The sequence below is a fragment of the Streptomyces sp. NPDC015144 genome (assembly GCF_043079735.1).
In the GTDB taxonomy this organism is placed as follows: domain Bacteria; phylum Actinomycetota; class Actinomycetes; order Streptomycetales; family Streptomycetaceae; genus Streptomyces.
The window spans coordinates 104002-122264 of sequence record NZ_JBIBUU010000012.1; the positions used below are offsets into that span (position 1 = coordinate 104002).

The following is an 18263-nucleotide window of genomic DNA, read 5'->3' on the forward strand; positions in this document are numbered from 1 at the left end:
GCACCGCCCGCTGAAGGAGTGACCGCTCATGTCCGCACCAGCGCCGTCCCCGCTGGCCATCGTCGATGCCGAGCCCCTGCCCCGGCAGGACGAGGTCCTGACCGACGCGGCCCTCGCGTTCGTGGCCGAGCTGCACCGGCGGTTCACGCCCCGCCGTGACGAGCTCCTCGCCCGCCGCGCCGAGCGCCGCGCCGAGATCGCCCGCACCTCCACGCTGGACTTCCTGCCGGAGACGGCGGCGGTCCGCGCGGACGACTCCTGGAAGGTCGCCCCGGCCCCGGCCGCGCTGAACGACCGCCGGGTGGAGATCACCGGTCCGACCGACCGCAAGATGACCATCAACGCGCTGAACTCGGGCGCGCGGGTCTGGCTCGCCGACTTCGAGGACGCCTCCGCCCCCACGTGGGAGAACGTCGTCCTCGGCCAGCTCAACCTGATGGACGCGTACCGCCGCGAGATCGACTTCACCGACTCCAGGACCGGCAAGTCGTACGCCCTGAAGCCCGCCGAGGAGCTCGCCACGGTCGTGGCCCGTCCCCGCGGCTGGCACCTGAACGAGCGTCACCTCCAGCTGGACGGCGCCCCGGTGCCCGGTGCGCTGGTCGACTTCGGGCTCTACTTCTTCCACAACGCCCAGCGCCTGATCGACCTCGGCAAGGGCCCGTACTTCTACCTCCCGAAGACGGAGTCGCACCTGGAGGCCCGCCTCTGGAACGAGATCTTCGTCTTCGCCCAGGACTACGTCGGCATCCCTCAGGGCACGGTCCGCGCCACCGTCCTGATCGAGACGATCACCGCCGCGTACGAGATGGAGGAGATCCTCTACGAGCTCCGCGACCACGCCTCCGGGCTGAACGCGGGACGCTGGGACTACCTCTTCTCCATCGTCAAGAACTTCCGCGACGGCGGCTCCAAGTTCGTCCTGCCGGACCGCAACGCGGTGACGATGACCGCCCCGTTCATGCGGGCGTACACCGAACTGCTGGTGCGCACCTGCCACAAGCGCGGCGCGCACGCGATCGGCGGCATGGCCGCGTTCATCCCGTCCCGCCGGGACGCCGAGGTGAACAAGGTCGCGTTCGAGAAGGTCAAGGCCGACAAGGACCGCGAGGCGAACGACGGCTTCGACGGCTCCTGGGTCGCCCACCCGGACCTGGTCCCGATCGCCATGGCCTCCTTCGACGCGGTCCTCGGCGAGAAGCCGAACCAGAAGGACCGGCTGCGCGAGGACGTCTCGGTGGCCGCGGGCGACCTGATCGCCATCGACACCCTGGACGCCCGGCCCACCTCCGAGGGCCTGCGCAACGCCGTCGCGGTCGGCATCCGCTACATCGAGGCGTGGCTGCGCGGCCTGGGCGCGGTGGCCATCTTCAACCTGATGGAGGACGCCGCCACCGCGGAGATCTCCCGCTCGCAGATCTGGCAGTGGATCAACGCGGACGTGGTCTTCGAGAACGGCGAGCACGCCACGGCGGAGCTGGCCCGCACGGTCGCGGCCGAGGAACTCGCCGCGATCCGCGCCGAGGTCGGCGAGGACGCCTTCGCGGCGGGCAAGTGGCAGCAGGCCCACGACCTCCTGCTCCAGGTGGCGCTGGACCAGGACTACGCGGACTTCCTGACCCTCCCGGCGTACGAGCAGCTCGGCTGACCGGCCCGTACACCGGCACGCCTCCGCCCCGGCACGCACAGCGCCGGGGCGGAGGTGCGTCCGGGGTCAGGAGGCGGATGCCGACATGTCCGCCTTGACGGCCGAGGCGTCGAGCGAGGCGAGCACGGTCGCGGGGTCGCCGCCGGACATCACCGCCCGCGCGGCCTCGGTACGGATGGCGCCCCGGACGGTGGGCCAGGAGCGCAGGTTGACCGGGGAGAACTCCGCCTCCGTGAGCTGCTGGATGAACGGGGTGAGCGGCTGGTCCTCCGCCTGGCCGGTCGCCGCGTCGGAGGCGGAGTACGTCACCGGCAGCGCGGACGCGCCGCCGCCGTACGCCTCGGCGGACTTGCCGCCGTAGAGGTAGGAGAGGAAGGTGCCGCACTCCTTGCGGTGGCCGCCCCGCTTGAACGCCATCAGCCAGTCGCTGATCCCCACCGGCGGGGCCTCTCCGCCGTCCTTCTTGGGGAACGCGACGTGGGCGTAGGGGAGTTTCGCCTGGTCGGCGGCGCCCATCAGCATCGGGTGGCCGACCAGCATGCCCATCTGCCCCCGCATGAACTGCGCGTACGCGTCGGTCCGGTTGAGCTTCGACGGGTCGGCGCCGGCCAGCCCCGGCGCGACCAGCTCGTCCCGCAGCCAGGTCAGCGCCTCGGCGTTCTCCGGCTTCTCGAAGTCGTACTCCCCCGACTCCCCGGTGAACCCGCCGCCGTTCCCGAGCACCCAGGTCAGCATCTCGTCCTCGGCCGCCTCGGGGCCGAGCTGGAGCCCGTACGGCGTCCGCACCCCGATCGCCTTCAGCCCCTCGGCGGCCTTCCGCAGCTCGGCCCAGGAGGTGGGGGCTGTGACGCGGGCCCGCCGGAAGAGCTCCTTGTTGTAGAAGAGCCGGGGCGTGCTGGCGAGGAAGGGGATGCCGTACGTGGCGTTGTCGACCGTGCCGGCCTCGGTGAAGGAGCGGATGAAGTCGGCCTGGGTGGAGATGTTGAACAGCTCGGCCATGCTGTAGAGGCGGCCGTCCTCGGCGTACGGCGCGAAGATGTTGGACTGCGCGATGTCGGGCGCCCGGCCCTCCTCGACCCGCTGGGCGAGCACCTTGTCGATCTTGGTGTACGAGACCCGCTCCAGCTCGATCCGGATCCCGGGGTTCTCCTTCTCGAAGGCGGCGACGACGTCGTCCCACTGGTCCCCGAGCGAGGCTCCGATGCTCTTGTCGTAACTGGCCACGAGGAGGCGGAGCTTCACGTCGCCGCTCGACGAACAGCCGGTGAGCCCGAGCGCCGCCGTGGTACCGGCCAGGCCGGCCGTCTTCAGAAGGAACTGCCGCCGACGCACCGCTCTTGCCACCTCTTGATCGTTCTGCCAGGTACTGCTGGCAGATTCTGCCACATGGGCAATATCTGCCTATCGGCTGCGGGGGCGTCAGGGCATAACCTGAGCGCCATGCACGGTGGCTCGTTGACTGAGCGGCGCAAGGCCGCGACCCGGCTGGACATCGCCCGTACGGCGGCGGCGCTCTTCGTGGAACGGGGGCTGCGCGACACGCGCGCGGAGGACATCGCACGCGCCGCGGGCGTCGCCCCGCGCACCTTCTACCGCTACTTCGCGACCAAGGAGGAGGCCATCAGCCCGCTCCTCTCGGTCGGGGCCCGGAGCTGGGTGGAGGCGGTGCGGGACGCGCCCGCGGAGCTTTCGGTGGCCAACGCGCTGCGGCACGCGGCGGCCCGCGCGCTGACCCCCGCCCCCGGCGACGCGGCGGCCGCGGAGTCCCTGGAGTGGGTGCGGTCGCTGCTGCGGATGGGGGCCCGGAGCCCGGCGCTCCAGTCGGTGTGGAACGACGCCTGCCATGACGCGGACACCACCCTGGCCACGGTCCTCGCGGCGCGGGCCGGGCTGCCGGCCGGGCCGGATTCGCTCTCGCTGGAGCTGCGGCTGGTCGCCGGGGTGGCCGGGGCGGCGGTGCGCGCGGCGGTGGAGACCTGGGCCGCCGACGACGCGCCGGCCACCGGTCCCCGGGGCCCCGCCGCACTGGCCGAACGCTGCCTGGTGGCCGCGGCGGACGTGCTGGGAAGCGCCTGACCGAGCGGGGTGCGCCGGTACACGGACCCCGGGCGGGCTAGGGTCTTTCGTTTGGATCATGCCGGGTTCGCGTGCCCCGGCACGCACGCTCGCCGCGTTGTCGTCGGTCGCCGACGCTCCGCGTCGACTCCCTCCTCCGCCTTGCGATCGCACGCACCGGACCCCGCTCACTGATCCGGCCTGATCCAAACGAAAGGCCCTCCGCGTACCGGCACGTACCGGCGGGCGGGTACGGCTACTTGAGGTTGCTGTCGATCGCGTTCATCAGAGTGCCCTGCGGGGTGTCCCCGGACATCTCCCAGATCATCGCCCCCAGCAGCCCCTTGGACTTCACATAGTTCATCTTCTTGCCGATGGACCAGGTGTCGTCGAAGGACCACCACTGGTTGCCGGTGTAGCCGTACGTCGACACCGACTGCTCGTCGTGGCGGACCGCCATCGTCGGGAACGCCCCGATGAGGTTGTTGTAGCCGCGGGTGCCGGCCTCCTCCGCGAACTGGCCGGGTGCGGCGCCGCCCGCCGGCTGCCACTCACCGGCGGTCCCGCCGTCGGTGACGTTCTGCCAGCCGCGCCCGTAGAACGGGATGCCGAGGGTCAGCTTGCGGGGCTCGACGCCCGCGTCGGTGTACGCCTTGACGGCGGTGTCGGCGCTGAAGTGGAAGCTGTAGGGGTCCTGTTCGTCGGTGTAGAGGTTGGCCTGGTGGCCGGTGCGGTCCGGCTCCCAGGAGTTGTCGCTGCCGGAGCCGTGGAAGTCGTAGCCCTGGACGTTGGCCACGTCGAGGGAGTCGAAGACCTTGCCCAGGTCCCAGCCCTCGTCGATCTTCTGCGGGTCGGCGGGGGTGAAGGCGGTGAGCAGCCGGTGGCCGCCGCCGAGGGCGTCGAGCTGCTTGCGGAACTCGGCGAGCAGCAGGGTCAGGTTGTTCTTGTCGTCGGGCGAGTAGTGGTTGCCGGGGTGCCCGGTGCCGGTGCCCGGCCACTCCCAGTCGACGTCGAAGCCGTCGAAGATCCCGGCGGCGGTGCCGGGGCCGCCCGCGCCGTTGTACGCGGGCAGGTTGCCCTTGATGTACATGTCGATGCAGGAGGAGACGAACTTCTTGCGGGCGGCGTCGGTGGCCGCCACGTCGGAGAAGTACTTGGAGTACGTCCAGCCGCCGAGCGAGACCACGATCTTCAGCTTCGGGTGCAGCTTCTTGAGCTTCTTCAGCTGGTTGAAGTTGCCGCGCAGGGTGGCCCAGCCGTCGTCCGCGACGCCGTCGACGGACTGGGCGGCGCTGAACGGGCGCGCGTAGTCGGCGTCGGCGTCACCGGCGCCGGTGCCCTGCTCGGGGTCCTGCGGGTCGGCGGTGGTGCCCTTGGTGACGCCGTTCAGGCAGGTGAGGTTGTTGGGGTCGATGTTGGCGAAGGCGTAGTTGATGATGTCGAGCTTGTCGGCGGCGCCCGAGTCGTGCAGGTTCTTCACGAAGTACTGGCGGCCGTAGATGCCCCACTGGACGAAGTAGCCGACCTTGGCGTACTTGCCCGCGCCGACGATGTCGTCGGTCTTCACCGTGAGCGTGTTGCTCGCCGGGGACTCGTTGTCGGCGGCGTCCCGGGCCCTGACCGTGAAGGTGTACGAGGTCGAGGGCGACAGCCCGCCGATGGTGGCGGTGGTCGTGGTGCCGGAGACGGTGGTGGCCTTCGCCCCTCCCCGGTAGACGTCGTAGGCGGCGACCCGTTGATTGTCGGTGGCAGCGGTCCAGGCCAGGGTGACGGACGAGGAGTCGGCCGCCGTGGAGCGCAGCGAGCCCGGCGCGGTGGGCGGGGAGGTGTCGGTGGCCGGGTCGACGGTGGTGACGGTCAGCGGCGCGCTCTGGGCGGAGGTGTTGCCGCGGGTGTCCTTGGCCCGGACGGTGAAGGCGTAGGCGGTGGCCGGGGTCAGCCCGGTGACGGTGGCGGAGGTCGTCGCGGTGGCCGAGCCCACCTCCTTGCCGTCGGCCAGGATGTCGTACGACGCCACGGGGAAGTCGCCCGGCAGGGCCGCCGTCCAGGAGAGCGAGGCGGTGCGGGCGGTGACGTCGGTCTTCTTCAGTCCACCGGGTGCGCCGGGCGGTACGTCGGCGGCGCCGTCGCACTTGTCGCCGTTGATCCGGCAGCCGGTCGGTTGGGTGATCGGCCCCTTGGCCACGAACCAGAAGCTGTACGGCTCGGTGGTGCTGTGCGCGCCCACCGTGCCGTTGTAGTGGGCGTTGACGGCCGTGACATGGCTGCCCTGGGTGGTCACGGTGGCGTTGTACGAGGTGTCGATGGTGACCCCGGTCGGCAGGTCGAACTCCAGGCTCCAGCCCGTCACGGCCGTGTCGGTGTCGTTGTGCAGGATGTAGGTGCCCTTCCACCACGAGCCGTTGTCGGCCGAGCTGAAGGTGGCCGTCAGCTTGCCCGCGGCGTGGGCGGGGACGGCCTGGAGCGAGAGCAGGGCGAGGAGGAGACCGAGAACGGCGACCAGGGCGGTCGCCGTTCTCCGTCCGAGGGTCAGGTGCTCGAACATGGTGTTCTCCCTTGGGGAGGGACCGGTGAGGCGGTCCTGAGGGGGAGCCGGATGCTTCCTTGGTGCCATGGAGCACAGGGGAACCTAAAAGGTCTGGACCAACTCGTCAATAGGTACAGACCAATCCCGGGTAAAGTCCGCTACTCCCCGAGGACGACCGTGCGCTGGGCGGAGAAGTCCCCCCACTTCCCGTCGGGCAGCTTGGCGCGGATCTTCACCGAGTAGCGGGTGCCGCGGGGGTCGGGGACGGTGAGCCGGTAGCTCGCCCGCCCCTTGGGCGGGGCGCCGCCCCAGACGATCGTCGTGGTCAGTTTCCCGTCCATGAAGAGCTGGTACGCGGGGATCTCGCCGCCGGTCTCCGGCTGCTTCCAGTCCAGTTCGACGGCGTACTCCTTGCCCTCGGCCCGGTTGGTGATCCGCAGGTCGGTGGGGGCGGTGCTCGCGGGGGCGCCGGGGGCGGAACGGGTGGTCAGGTCGACGGCCGCGCTGTCCGGCGAGGAGGTGTCGGCGGCGTCGCGGGCCCGGACGGTGAAGGTGTAGACGGTGCCGGGGCGCAGACCGGTGAGGCGGGCCCGGGTCTCGGTGCCGGGGACGCTGTGGATGCGGGAGTCCTCCTGGTAGACGTCGTAGGCGGTGACGCCGACGTCGTCGGTCGAGGCGCCCCAGGTCAGGGTCACCGACCGGCTGCCGTCCACGGTGCCGCGCAGCCGGGTCGGCCGGGTGGGCGGCCGGTGGTCGGCGGGGGTCGGGGCGGGGGTGGTGACGCGTACGGCGGCGCTCGGCGCGGAGCGGTTCCCGGCGGCGTCCCGGGCGCGCACGGTGAAGGCGTAGGCGGTCGAGGCCGTCAGCCCGCCGACATCGGTCATCACCTTGGCGGCCGGGACCGAGGCGGCCAGCCGCCCCTCGCGGTAGACCTCGTACCCGGTGACCTTCCGGTCGTCGGTGGACCGCTCCCACATGACGTGTACGGAGGTGGCGCTGCTCGCCTGCGCCGTCACCCCGTGCGGCACCGAGGGCTTGGCGGTGTCGGCCTCGGGGGTCGATCCGCAGGCGGTGAGCGAGGCGAGGAGCAGCGCGGCGGCGGCGCAGGCCGACGCGGCGGTTGCGTGGGGGCGTTGCACGGTCGTGCCTTCCGTCCGGCAGCAATGGTCCAGACCTGTATCGCACGGTGCGGGGGCCGCCGACAAGAGGGTGGAGCCGAACCTTCCGCAATGTGCCGATGTGCGGGGGCCGTTCACCACGGGTCGCCGGATCCGGCGTACGGTCGGCCGATGCTGTGCGTACGAGGTGTGGTGCTGCCGGAGCGCGAGGAGCGCACGTTCTGGATCGACGGGGAGGTGCTGCGGGCGGGACGGCCGCCCGGCGGCCGCGCCGGGCGGGAGGCGCGATGGCTCGTCGACGGCGGCTGGCTGCTGCCCGGACTGGTGGACGTGCACACCCACCCGGGCGCGCTGGAGCCGGGGTCGCCGTTCGACGAGGAGCTGCTGCGCAGGCAGTTGACGGAGCACCGGGACGCGGGGGTGCTCGCGGTGCGCACCCCGGGCACGGCGCGGCGGATGCCCGCCTGGGTCGCCGACGACCCGGAGCTGCCCCGGGTGACCTCGGCGGGGCGGTGGCTGGCCACCCCCGGCCGGTTCTTCCCCGGCTTCGGCCGCGATGTGAGCGAGGCGGAGCTGGTGCGGGCGGCCGTGGAGGAGGCGACGGCCTCCTCCGGCTGGTGCAAGGTCGTCGGCGACTGGGCGGCGGACGAACCCGCCGTACCGCTGCCGCTGCTGACGCGGGTGGTGGAGGCGGTGCACGCGGCGGGCGGCAAGGTGGCGGTGCACTGCCAGACCGCCGAGGGCACCCGCAACGCCGTCCTGGCGGGCGCCGACAGCCTGGAGCACGGCATGCACCTGGACCCGGCGCTGCTGGACCGGATGGCGGCGCAGGGCACGGCGTTCGTGCCGACCCTGGCCGCCTTCGGCGCGAGCTCGGTCGCGATGCGGGCCCGGGAGCCGGGGGTCCGCCGCGATCTGTGGCTGGCCGGCTGGGACCACATGCTCGACCATGTGCGCGCGGCCCACGAGGCGGGGGTGACGGTGCTGGCGGGAACGGACTCCTTCCCCTGCGGGACGGTCGCGGGCGAGCTGGACTGGCTGGTACGGGCCGGGCTCCCGGCCCACGCCGCGCTCGGCGCCGCGTCCTGGACGGCACGGGCCTGGCTCGGGCTGCCCGGTCTCACCGACGGCGCGCCCGCCGATCTCGTCGCGTACGCCACCGACCCGACGGTGGACCCGGGTGCGCTGAACCATCCGCGCCGGATCGTGCTCCGCGGGCGGGTGGTGCGGTGAGCGCGGCACGGGGCCGGTCCGCGGCGCGGCGATGAGTTCCGGGGCCGGGAGGAGTCACCAGGACATGGACATCGACACGACCACCGTTTCCCCCGTCGACCTGGAACCCGCGGCCCGGCTCCTGGCCGGCCTGCTCGACGGCATCGGCGAACAGCAGCTGGACGGCCCCACCCCCTGCCCCGACTACGCGGTGCGCGAGCTGCTGGCCCATGTGCTCGGGCTGTGCACCGCCTTCCGCGACGCCGCCCGCAAGGACCTCGGGCCGACCACCGACACCCCGCCGGACGCGGGGCTCCCGGTCCTCCCCGACGACTGGCGCACCGTCCTGCCGCCCCTGCTGGACGAGCTGGTGGCGGCCTGGCGCGATCCGGCCGCCCGGCAGGGCATGACCAGGGCGGGCGGGGTGGACCTGCCCGGCGAAGTGGCGCTGCTGGTCGCCCTGGACGAGCTGGTGATCCACGGCTGGGACCTGGCCCGGGCGACCGGTCAGGAGTACACCGGGGACGAGGCGAGCCTCCGGGCCGCCCTGGAGCTGCTGACCCCCGAGGAGGGCGGGACGAGGCCGGAGACGATCTTCGGCCCGCCGGTCCCCGTACCGGCCGGCGCCCCGCTGCTCGACCGGACCGTGGCGATGAGCGGCCGCCGCCCGGACTGGCGGCCGGGCGACTGAGCCCCGGACCACGGCACCCCGCCTCCGCTTCTCCCCCGGATGACCCGTACGGACGCGTGACCAGTCGGCGGCCGGTCGCGTTGGGCCTGCGGACGGCCCGCACCGACGCGGGCCGCGTCAACGGAGGAGATTCGGATGAAGAGGACGACGATGCTGGCAGCCGCGGTACTGACCGCCGCGCTCGGGCTGGCGATGAGCCCCGCCGCCCAGGCCGTGCAGCCGCCCGTGGCCGCGCGGTCCGCCCAGGCTCCGGCGGGGGTCTGCACCGTCAACGACAACGGGGTCAACTTCCGGGGCGGTCCGGGCGAGAACTTCCCGGTGCTCGGCAAGGTCAACCGCGGCCAGAACATCAACGCCCGGGGCCAGCAGGGGAACTGGATCATGGGTGACCTGTGGGGCGGTCCCACCGGTGTCTGGATCCACGTGGCCTACCTGAACTGCTGACGGCCCCGGCAGCCGTCTCGGCCCCGCATCGCGCACTCGGCGCGGTGCGGGGCCTCACTCGTTCCGGTTGAACTCCACTCCCGGTGTTCCGGAGGGGTTGTACGTACGCCTACCATCCAGACAGGAAAGCTTCCTAACAGTCCGGGACTCCGCACGGACCGGGGCTTTCCACGGACCGTCGGAACGACGAACTCCCCCTGGAGGACTGGTGCACGCTCCCCATCAGCGCGCCGCACGACGTGGCGGCCGCCCCGTGCGTATCACGGTCATCGCCGTCGGGCTGGCCCTCACGGTCATCCCCGTCACCGCCTACGCCGGTGGGTTCACCCACCGGTCCGCCCCCCACACCTCGGCCACGGCACCCCGGGCCGCCGCCGCACCCGGACTGGACGACCCGGCGAAGAAGGAGATCGCCATGCAGTTGGTCTCCAGCGCCGAGAACTCCTCCCTGGACTGGAAGTCCCAGTACAAGTACATCGAGGACATCGACGACGGCCGCGGTTACACCGGGGGCATCATCGGCTTCTGCTCCGGCACGGGCGACATGCTCGATCTCGTCGAGCTGTACACCGCGCGCAAGCCCGACAACGTCCTCGCCAAGTACCTCCCCGCGCTGCGGAAGGTCGACGGAACCCCCTCGCACGACGGGCTGGACCCGAACTTCACCAAGGACTGGGCGAAGGCGGCGTCCGACCCCGCCTTCCGCAAGGCCCAGGACGACGAGCGCGACCGGGTGTACTTCGACCCGGCCGTCGAGCGGGGCAAGGCCGACGGCATCGGCGCGCTGGGCCAGTTCGCGTACTACGACGCCTTCGTGGTGCACGGCGACGGCGACGACAGCACCGGCTTCGGCGCCATCCGCGAGCGGGCCCTGTCGAAGGCGAAGCCCCCGTCCCGGGGCGGCGACGAGACGGCGTACCTCAACGCCTTCCTCGACGCCCGGGTCTGGGCGATGAAGCAGGAGGCGGCCCATGACGACACCAGCCGGGTGGACACCGCCCAGCGGGTCTTCCTGAAGAAGGGCAACCTCGCCCTGGATCCGCCGCTCGACTGGAAGGTCTACGGCGACAGTTACCACATCGGCTGACGGCCGGGCCGCCGACGAAGACGTGGCGCGTACGACGGACCTCGCGCGGTCCGTCGTACGCGCCGCCCCTCCGTCCCGCACCACCCTGAGCGGGACGGCACGGGCCGGTCCGCGGGTCAGTGCGCGGCCACCGGGTCCGGGGCCGCCGCGCTCCGCCCGGGCTCCGGGTCCGGGGTGTCCGGCTTCCCGCGGCCCAGGTGGTTGAAGGCCAGGTTGAGCACGATGGCCACCACGCAGCCGGTGGAGATCCCGGAGTCGAGGACCACCAGGAGGTCCTTGGGGAAGGAGTGGTAGAACTCCGGCGCGGCGATCGGGATCAGGCCGACGCCCACCGCCGCGGCCACGATCAGCGCGTTCTCGCCCTTCTCCAGCGCGGCGGTCGCCAGGGTCTGGATGCCGCTGGCGGCGACCGTGCCGAAGAGCACGATGCCGGCGCCGCCGAGGACCGGCAGCGGGACGATGGCGATGACGGACGCGGCGACGGGGACCAGCCCGAGCACGATCAGGATGCCGCCGCTGACGGCGACGACGAAGCGGCTGCGGACCTTGGTCATCGCCACCAGGCCGATGTTCTGGGCGAAGGCGCTGCACATGAAACCGTTGAAGAGCGGGCTGAGGGCGCTGCCCAGGGTGTCGGCGCGCAGGCCGCCCTCGATCGTCCGCTCGTCCGCCGGCCGGTCGACGATCTTGCCGAGCGCGAGCATGTCCGCGGTGGACTCGGTCATGCAGACCAGCATCACGATGCTCATGGAGACGATCGCGGCGACCTCGAACTGCGGTGCCCCGAAGTGGAACGGGGACGGGAAGCCGAAGAGGCCGGCGTCCTTGATCGCGCCGAAGTCCGCGATGCCGACCGGGATCGCGATCAACGTACCGGCGACGAGGCCGAGCAGGATGGAGATCTGCTGGAGGAAGCCGCGCAGCAGCTTCCGCAGGGCCAGGACGATCACCAGGGTGACGGCGGCCATGGTGATGTTGGTGGTGGAGCCGTAGTCGGCGGCCCCGGCGTTGCCGCCCTGCGCCCAGTTGAAGGAGACCGGCAGCAGCGAGACGCCGATCAGGGTGATCACGGTGCCGGTGACCACGGGCGGGAAGAAACGGACCAGTTTGCAGAAGTAGGGCGCCAGCAGGAAGCCGAGCAGGCTGGCGACGATGATCGCGCCGAAGATGACGGCGATGCCGTCGTGCCCCCGGTCCTTGCCGATCGCGACCATCGGGGTGACCCCGGCGAACGAGACCCCGTTGACGAACGGCAGCCGGGCGCCGATCCGCCAGAAGCCGAGGGTCTGGAGGAGGGTGGCGATGCCCGCGGTGAACAGGCTCGCCCCCATGAGGAACGCGGTCTCCTTGGCGGTGAGGCCCACGGCGGGCCCCACGATCATCGGCGGGGCCACCACGCCCGCGTACATCGCGGCCACGTGCTGGAGGCCGCTGGTGAACATCTTCAACGGGGGCAGGGTCTCGTCGACCGGGTGCTTGCCGCCTGCCGGGGCGGCGGCTCCGGGGTCGGAAGGGGATACGGCCGGTGCGGGGGATTCCGGGGATACGGGTGAGGCGGCGGATGCTGCGGATGCGGGGGCTGCTTCGTTGCGAAACCTGGGCGTGGCTGCCACGGCGGTTCCTCCGGTCGGTTACACGTCTGCGGTGACGTGGGTGTCAGGGAGGTGGTGCAAGAGGGGCATTGATCTGGTGGGGCAGGTCGTGCAGCTGGTGCGGGCAGCTCCGTGCGCCGGTGCGGGGGCGCGTACTCGTGGGTACGCGCCCCCGCACCGGTTGCCGCGGACCCTCCCGGGTCCACGGCGGCCGGCCGAGGGCCGTCCCCCTCGGCCGGCGGTATGGGGATACCGCGGGAGGGTCAGGCTCCGGCGGCGATCCGGGCCAGCCGGCGGGCCTCGTCGCGGGTCGCGCGGGCGATGATGTCCTCGTCGGCGGTGACCAGGTGGTTGTCCTCGACGACCGGCTTCCCGTCGACGAGGGAGAGGGTGACGGGGGCCGCGGCGCCGAGGACGAGCGCGGTCACCGGGTCGGCGATGGAGGCGTGGGCGAGGGTGTCGAGCTTCCAGAGGACCAGGTCGGCGAGTTTGCCCGGCTCCAGGGAGCCGATCTCGTCGGCCCGGCCGAGTACCCGGGCACCGCCGTGGGTGCCCAGGCGCAGGGCCTGACGGGCGTTCAGGGCCTTCTCGCGGTGGGCGCCGAGGCGGTTGATGAGGAGGGCGTTGCGCAGTTCGGTGTGGAGTTCGCCGGACTCGTTGGAGGCGGTGCCGTCGACGCCGAGGCCGACCGGGACCCCGGCGGCGAGCATGTCGGGCACCCGGGCGATGCCGGCGGCGAGCCGGGCGTTGGAGGAGGGGCAGTGCGCGACACCGGTTCCGGTGCGGGCGAAGGCGGCGATGTCGGAGTCGTTCATGTGGACGCAGTGCGCCATCCACACGTCCTCGCCGAGCCAGCCGGTGGACTCGAAGTAGTCGGTCGGGCCCATGCCGAACAGCTCGTGGCAGAACTTCTCCTCCTCCACGGTCTCCGAGCCGTGGGTGTGCATGCGCACGCCCTTGCGCCGGGCCAGTTCGGCGCCCTGCCGCAGCAGTTCGGTGGAGATCGAGAACGGGGAGCAGGGCGCGGCGGCGACCTGGGTCATCGAGCCGAACGACGCGTCGTGGTGGGCGTCGATCGTCGCCTCGGTGCCGGCCAGCGCGCCGTCGAGGGACTCCACGGCGAAGTCCGGCGGCAGCCCGCCGTCCGCGGCGCCCCGGTCCATGGAGCCGCGGGCGAGGGTGAAGCGTACGCCCATGTCGCGGGCGGCCCCGATGATGGCGCCGGACAGGTCGCCCGCGCCGCGCGGGTAGACGTAGTGGTGGTCCATGGCGGTGGTGACGCCGCCGCGGGCCATCATGGCGAGCGAGCCCTGGGCGGCGGCCCGGACCATCGGCTCGTCGATGCGGGCCCAGGTCGGGTAGAGGGCGACCAGCCAGTCGAACAGGTTGTGGTCGGTGGCCAGTCCGCGGGTGATCCACTGGTAGAAGTGGTGGTGCGTGTTGACGAGGCCGGGGGTGGCCAGGTGTCCGGTGCCGTCGACGCGGCGGACGACGTTCTCCAGGTTCTCCGGGGCCGGTCCGGCTCCGACGGACTCGATCGTGTTGCCCGCGACGACGATGTGTCCGTGGGCGTACTCGGTGTCGTGGGCGTCGACCGTGGCGATGGCGACGTTCTCGATGACGGTGCGGGAAACGGGGGCTGCCGAAGGTGCCATGGGGCTTCCTTCCGATGTGGGTGGCGGTGCGGGCACGGCAGGACCCTAGGAGGATTTGAGTGCCGCGGCGGAGGTGGCGCCACGGGTGCCGAGATGGTGGAAGAACAGGTTCAGCACCACGGCGGCGAGCGCGCCCGCGCTGATGCCGGAGCCGAGTACGGTCTGCGCCCAGGCAGGGAAGCCCGCGTAGAAGGCGGGAGAGGCGAGCGGGACGATGCCCGCGCCGAGCGAGACGGCGACCAGGATGATGTTGGAGCTGTCGTCGAGCCCGGCCTCGGAGAGCGTCCGGATGCCGCTGACCGCGATGGAGCCGAAGAGGACGATGCCCGCGCCGCCGAGGACCGGCATCGGCACCGTGGAGACGACCGCGCCGAGGACCGGGAAGAGCCCGAGGACCAGGAGCGCGCCCCCGGCGGCGGCGACGACGTAGCGGCTGCGGACCCGGGTCAGCGAGACGACACCGACGTTCTGGGCGAAGGCCGAGGTGGGGAAGCCCCCGAAGACGGGGCCGAGGAAGGTGGCTAGTCCGTCGGTGCGCAGGCCGCGGGTGATCGTGCGGCCGTCGGTCTCGCGCTCGCAGATCTCACCGATGGCGAGCATTCCGGCGCTGGACTCGGTCATCAGGACGAGCATCACCAGGCAGAGCGAGATGATCGCGGCGGGCTGGAACTGGGGGGCGCCGAACGCGAAGGGGGTGGGCAACGCGGCGACCGGGGCCGAGCCGAGCGCGCCGAAGTCCGCCATGCCGAACGGGATCGCCGCCAGGGTGCCGATCAGCAGGCCGAGGAGGAGGGCGACCTGCCTGACGAAGCCGCGGCCGAAGCGCTGGATCAGCAGGATGACGACCAGGGTGAACGCGGCGAGCGCCAGGTTCCGCATGGTGCCGAAGTCGGCGGCGCTCTTGTCGCCGCCCTGGGCCCAGGCGACCGGTACCGGCATCAGCGTCACCCCGATGAGGGTGATGACGACGCCCGTGACCAGGGGCGGGAAGAAGCGCAGCAGCTTGCCGAAGAAGGGGCCGACGGCCAGGCAGAAGAGCCCGGCGATCATGACCGCCCCGTAGATCGCGGGGAGTTGGTCGCCCGGGGCGTTGGTCTCGGCGATGGCGAGCATCGGTGCGATGCCGGCCGAGGAGGCGGCGTTGACGAAGGGCAGCCGGTTGCCGGCGAAGCCCTTGACGCCGAGGGTCTGCAGGAGGGTGGCCACACCGGCGATGAGCAGGCTCGCGGCGATGAGCCGGGTCTGTCCCGCGGTGTCGAGGCGGACGGCCTGGCCAATGATGAGCGGGGGTGTGACCACGCCCGCGTACATGGCGGCGATGTGCTGGAGCGCGGCCGGGACGAGCCGCGAGGGGTGGAGCTTCTGGTCGACCGGGTGGACCTCGGGTCCGTCCGGTGCGGTGGAACACGGGCCTTCTGTCGGCCGCTTTGCAGGCGTTGCCATGGCTGTTCCCTCCGGTGGCGCACCCCCGCCGGCTACCGGCGGCGGGGGTGCGCGCCCCGCGTCAGAGGTTGGTCATGTCGACCGGGATGTGCGGCTCGCAGCCGTCACGCAGGATGGTGGCCTCGATCAGGCCGTAGGGGCGGTCGGCGGCGTAGTACACGGCGCCGTCCTTGGCTTCGTTCTCCAGGCCGAAGGCGGAGAGGTCCTGCCGGAAGTGGTGCTTGTTGGGGGCGGAGAAGCGGATCTCGTCGATCTCGCTGCGGTTGTTGATGACCCGCGAACCCATCTGGTACAGCGTCTGCTGGAGCGAGAGCGAGTACGTCTCCACGAAGGCGTGCAGGATGTGCTTCTTCGCCTGCTCGTAGGACCGCTCCCAGTGCGGCATGCGCTGCTCGTCACTGGTCCAGTTGTGCCGCCACCAGGTCGACAGGGAGGTGGCGAGGATCCGGTCGTAGTCCTCCTGGAGCGTGGTGTACTTGTCCTTGATGTAGCCCCAGAACTCCGAGTGGGTGGAGTTCATCACGGTCAGGTCCTTCAGCCCGGACAGGACCTCGAACTTCTCGCCGTCGTAGGTGATCTGCGCGAGCCGGGTCTCCTGGCCCTTGCGGACGAAGGAGTGCTTGACGTCGTCGGCGCCGATGAACCGGGAGTTGCTGTCGGAGCCCGCGATGCGCTCCCAGGCGTACTCCTCGATGCGGATGCGCGCGCGGTGGATCGACGGCTGGCTGTCCACGAAGTGCCGGGCGAGGTGGATGCCGTACTGCTCGGCCGACTCGATGCCGTACTCCTTGGCGAACGCGAAGCAGGTGTTCTTCGTGGTGTCCGTGGGGAGGCAGTGGGCGTTCGAACCGTTGTAGTGCACGTCGGCCAGGTCGCCGGAGAGGGCGACGGAGACGTTCAGGTCCTTGATGTGGTGGGTGTCGCCGTCCCGGGTGATCTTGACGACGCGGTTCTCTGCTTTGCCGTACTGGTTCTGGCCGAGAATCGTGGGCATGTCTGCTAGCTCCCTCGGTATACGGAGTAGCCGAACGGGTTGAGCAGCAGCGGTACGTGGTAGTGCTCGCCCGGAGTGACGGCGAAGGCGATGGCCACCTCCGGGAAGAACGCACCGCTGTCCCTTACGCGGGGGGCGTCCTGCTGCGCCTCGGCTTGCTTCTTGCTGGCGAAGTACGTCTCGGTGTCGAAGTCGAGGCGTACATGGGTGGTGCCCTCCGGCAGTGCCGGCAGGTCCTTGCAGCGCCCGTCCGCGTCGGTGGCCGATCCGCCGAGCGCGGTCCAGGGCGCGTCGCCGCCGCTGCGGGCGGCGAGCGTGACGGCGACGGACGCGGCGGGACGGCCGATGCTGGTGTCCAGGATGTGGGTGGACACCGATGCGGTGGTGTCGGTGCTCAAGACCGTCACTCTCCTTCGGTTACGAGACGGGTCAGCCGGATACGGTTGATCTTGCCCAGCTCGGTGCGCACGATTCCGCGCTCCTGCTCGGGCGAGTTCCCGATCCGGGACTTCACCGCATCGCGCATCTGCTCACCGGTGGCGCCGGTGGCGCAGATCAGGAAGACATGTCCGAACCGCTCCTGGTAGGCCAGGTTGAGTTCGAGCATCTCGGCCTTGAGTTCCTCCGTGGCGTCGGCCATGCCCCGCTGTTCGCGGGAGGAGGTCGGGTCCTGGGGCTTCGGGCGGCCGATCGGCGGGTGGGCGGCCATCGCCTCGGCCAGATCCCGCTCGTCCAGCGCCGCCGTGGCGGCGTCAGAGGCGAGCAGGAGGGCCTCGGCGGAGGCGTACGGTCGTCGGGAGAGGATCGCTCTTCCCCAGGCCGCACTGGCACACACCTCGTGCAGCGTGGTGGTGGCCTCGTCGTCCGCCAGGGTGTTGAACCGGGCCAGGCCCGGCGTGGAGCTCGAAGTCACGGGAGCCTCCGTGGCTGTTGTGCGCTGTGCGTTGTCGCTTCGCGTCGGTCGGGCTGCGGATAGCTAACGCCCTCCGGAACACAACGTCAACACTTTGTTGAAATTCCGCGAACGAAGAGGGCCGCCGCCCGGTTCCCCGAACGACGGCCCGCCCCTTGACGCCTCAACTACTCGGCTTTGGCGCTATTTTCCCTGTTCAGGTAGTTGTAAACGGTGAAGCGGCTGACGCCCAGCGCGCTCGCCACCGTCTCCACCCCGTGCCGCACGGAGAAGGCGCCACGCGCCTCCAGCGCACGCACCACCGACTGCTTGGTCCGCCGGTCCAGCTCGGCGAGCGGCATGCCGTGCCGCCGTTCCATGGCGGCCAGGATGTGGTCGAGCGACTCCGAGAGCTGGGGCAGCCGGACGGCTATGACGTCCTCGCCCTCCCAGGCCAGTACGACGTCGTCGCCCTCCGCCTGTTCGGGGCCGAGCAACTCGGCCCCCATGGCGTCGACGAGCGGCTTGACCGCGGCGACGAGCGGGTGGTCGGCCAGTTCGGTCACCGGGAGCCCTCCCCGACCACGTTGACCTGGAGGGAGACCCGGGTGGCGCCCGACGCCAGGGCCTGGCGCAGCAGCGCGTCCACCGCGGTCAGCACCTCGTCGGCGCGACCCTCCGCCGTGTTGCCGAAGGGGCCGACGTCCACCGAGTCCAGGTCGGCCGCCTGGATGACCTCGCGGGCGACGACCGCATGGGCGGGCGCCTCGTCGAGATCGAAGGGTTCGGTGGTGAACTCCACTCTCAAACGCACTGTCTCTCCTCATGCGCCGACCGCGCGGCCGCGGCCCTGTTCCGCGGGTCAGACCTTAACGGACCTGCGGGCCCGGCCGTACGCGGACGAC

At 71.5% G+C, this 18263-nt stretch carries 17 protein-coding genes; 6 read left to right on the forward strand and 11 right to left on the reverse strand.

From position 1 onward, the window contains the following. Positions 1-28: 28 nt before the first annotated feature. Complete coding sequence (gene aceB, locus ACF08W_RS21060) at positions 29-1648, forward strand: malate synthase A (protein WP_385216097.1); 1620 nt, start codon at positions 29-31, stop codon at positions 1646-1648. A 66-nt stretch (positions 1649-1714) separates the two neighbouring features. Here aceB and ACF08W_RS21065 read toward each other — a convergent pair whose 3' ends face one another. After that, positions 1715-2992 carry an ABC transporter substrate-binding protein gene (locus tag ACF08W_RS21065; protein ID WP_392280155.1) on the reverse strand — a complete coding sequence of 426 codons (1278 nt, stop codon included), beginning with the start codon at positions 2990-2992 and terminating at the stop codon, positions 1715-1717. Positions 2993-3103: 111 nt separating this feature from the next. On the opposite strand from ACF08W_RS21065, the gene ACF08W_RS21070 reads away from it, so the two are divergent. After that, positions 3104-3724 (forward strand): TetR/AcrR family transcriptional regulator, encoded by a 621-nt coding sequence (locus ACF08W_RS21070; protein ID WP_392280156.1) that lies wholly within the window; start codon positions 3104-3106, stop codon positions 3722-3724. Positions 3725-3959: 235 nt separating this feature from the next. Here the strand turns inward: ACF08W_RS21070 and ACF08W_RS21075 are convergent, their stop codons facing one another. Together ACF08W_RS21075 and ACF08W_RS21080 are read right to left on the reverse strand one after the other, a co-directional pair. Then, positions 3960-6248, reverse strand: a complete 2289-nt coding sequence (locus ACF08W_RS21075; protein ID WP_392280157.1) for a glycosyl hydrolase family 18 protein — start codon at positions 6246-6248, stop codon at positions 3960-3962. Between the two features lie 140 nt (positions 6249-6388). After that, a complete protein-coding gene (locus ACF08W_RS21080; RefSeq protein ID WP_392280158.1) occupies positions 6389-7369 on the reverse strand; it encodes a fibronectin type III domain-containing protein in 981 nt (326 codons plus the stop codon). A 150-nt stretch (positions 7370-7519) separates the two neighbouring features. Here ACF08W_RS21080 and ACF08W_RS21085 point away from each other — a divergent pair, with 150 nt between their 5' ends. From ACF08W_RS21085 to ACF08W_RS21100, 4 genes are all read left to right on the forward strand, one after another. Then, positions 7520-8581 (forward strand): amidohydrolase family protein, encoded by a 1062-nt coding sequence (locus ACF08W_RS21085; protein WP_385206355.1) that lies wholly within the window; start codon positions 7520-7522, stop codon positions 8579-8581. A 64-nt stretch (positions 8582-8645) separates the two neighbouring features. Continuing rightward, on the forward strand, positions 8646-9251 hold the full coding sequence (locus ACF08W_RS21090) for a TIGR03086 family metal-binding protein (RefSeq protein ID WP_385206352.1): 606 nt from the start codon (positions 8646-8648) through the stop codon (positions 9249-9251). Positions 9252-9386: 135 nt separating this feature from the next. Continuing rightward, complete coding sequence (locus tag ACF08W_RS21095) at positions 9387-9695, forward strand: SH3 domain-containing protein (RefSeq protein WP_385206349.1); 309 nt, start codon at positions 9387-9389, stop codon at positions 9693-9695. Between the two features lie 208 nt (positions 9696-9903). Beyond that, positions 9904-10782: a chitosanase gene (locus ACF08W_RS21100; RefSeq protein WP_392280159.1), complete on the forward strand. Its 879-nt coding sequence runs from the start codon at positions 9904-9906 to the stop codon at positions 10780-10782. 116 nt (positions 10783-10898) lie between these two features. On the opposite strand, the gene ACF08W_RS21105 is transcribed toward ACF08W_RS21100, so the two are convergent. The 8 genes from ACF08W_RS21105 to ACF08W_RS21140 form a co-directional block, all read right to left on the reverse strand. Further along, entirely contained in the window at positions 10899-12395 is a 1497-nt protein-coding gene (locus ACF08W_RS21105) for a nucleobase:cation symporter-2 family protein (RefSeq protein ID WP_392280160.1), read from the reverse strand. 242 nt (positions 12396-12637) lie between these two features. After that, positions 12638-14029 (reverse strand): 8-oxoguanine deaminase, encoded by a 1392-nt coding sequence (locus ACF08W_RS21110; protein ID WP_392280161.1) that lies wholly within the window; start codon positions 14027-14029, stop codon positions 12638-12640. Positions 14030-14074: 45 nt separating this feature from the next. Continuing rightward, on the reverse strand, positions 14075-15472 hold the full coding sequence (locus ACF08W_RS21115; protein ID WP_392280162.1) for a nucleobase:cation symporter-2 family protein: 1398 nt from the start codon (positions 15470-15472) through the stop codon (positions 14075-14077). A gap of 61 nt (positions 15473-15533) precedes the next feature. Continuing rightward, positions 15534-16466 carry a factor-independent urate hydroxylase gene (gene pucL / locus ACF08W_RS21120; protein WP_385206335.1) on the reverse strand — a complete coding sequence of 311 codons (933 nt, stop codon included), beginning with the start codon at positions 16464-16466 and terminating at the stop codon, positions 15534-15536. Between the two features lie 5 nt (positions 16467-16471). Beyond that, positions 16472-16864: a hydroxyisourate hydrolase gene (uraH, locus tag ACF08W_RS21125; protein ID WP_392280163.1), complete on the reverse strand. Its 393-nt coding sequence runs from the start codon at positions 16862-16864 to the stop codon at positions 16472-16474. Positions 16865-16869: 5 nt separating this feature from the next. After that, on the reverse strand, positions 16870-17379 hold the full coding sequence (gene uraD / locus ACF08W_RS21130) for a 2-oxo-4-hydroxy-4-carboxy-5-ureidoimidazoline decarboxylase (protein ID WP_392280164.1): 510 nt from the start codon (positions 17377-17379) through the stop codon (positions 16870-16872). 167 nt (positions 17380-17546) lie between these two features. Further along, a complete protein-coding gene (locus ACF08W_RS21135) occupies positions 17547-17924 on the reverse strand; it encodes a helix-turn-helix domain-containing protein (RefSeq protein WP_392280165.1) in 378 nt (125 codons plus the stop codon). Further along, positions 17921-18172, reverse strand: a complete 252-nt coding sequence (locus ACF08W_RS21140) for a thiamine-binding protein (protein ID WP_352272876.1) — start codon at positions 18170-18172, stop codon at positions 17921-17923. Before ACF08W_RS21140 ends, ACF08W_RS21135 begins: the two co-directional genes overlap by 4 nt. Positions 18173-18263 lie beyond the last annotated feature (91 nt).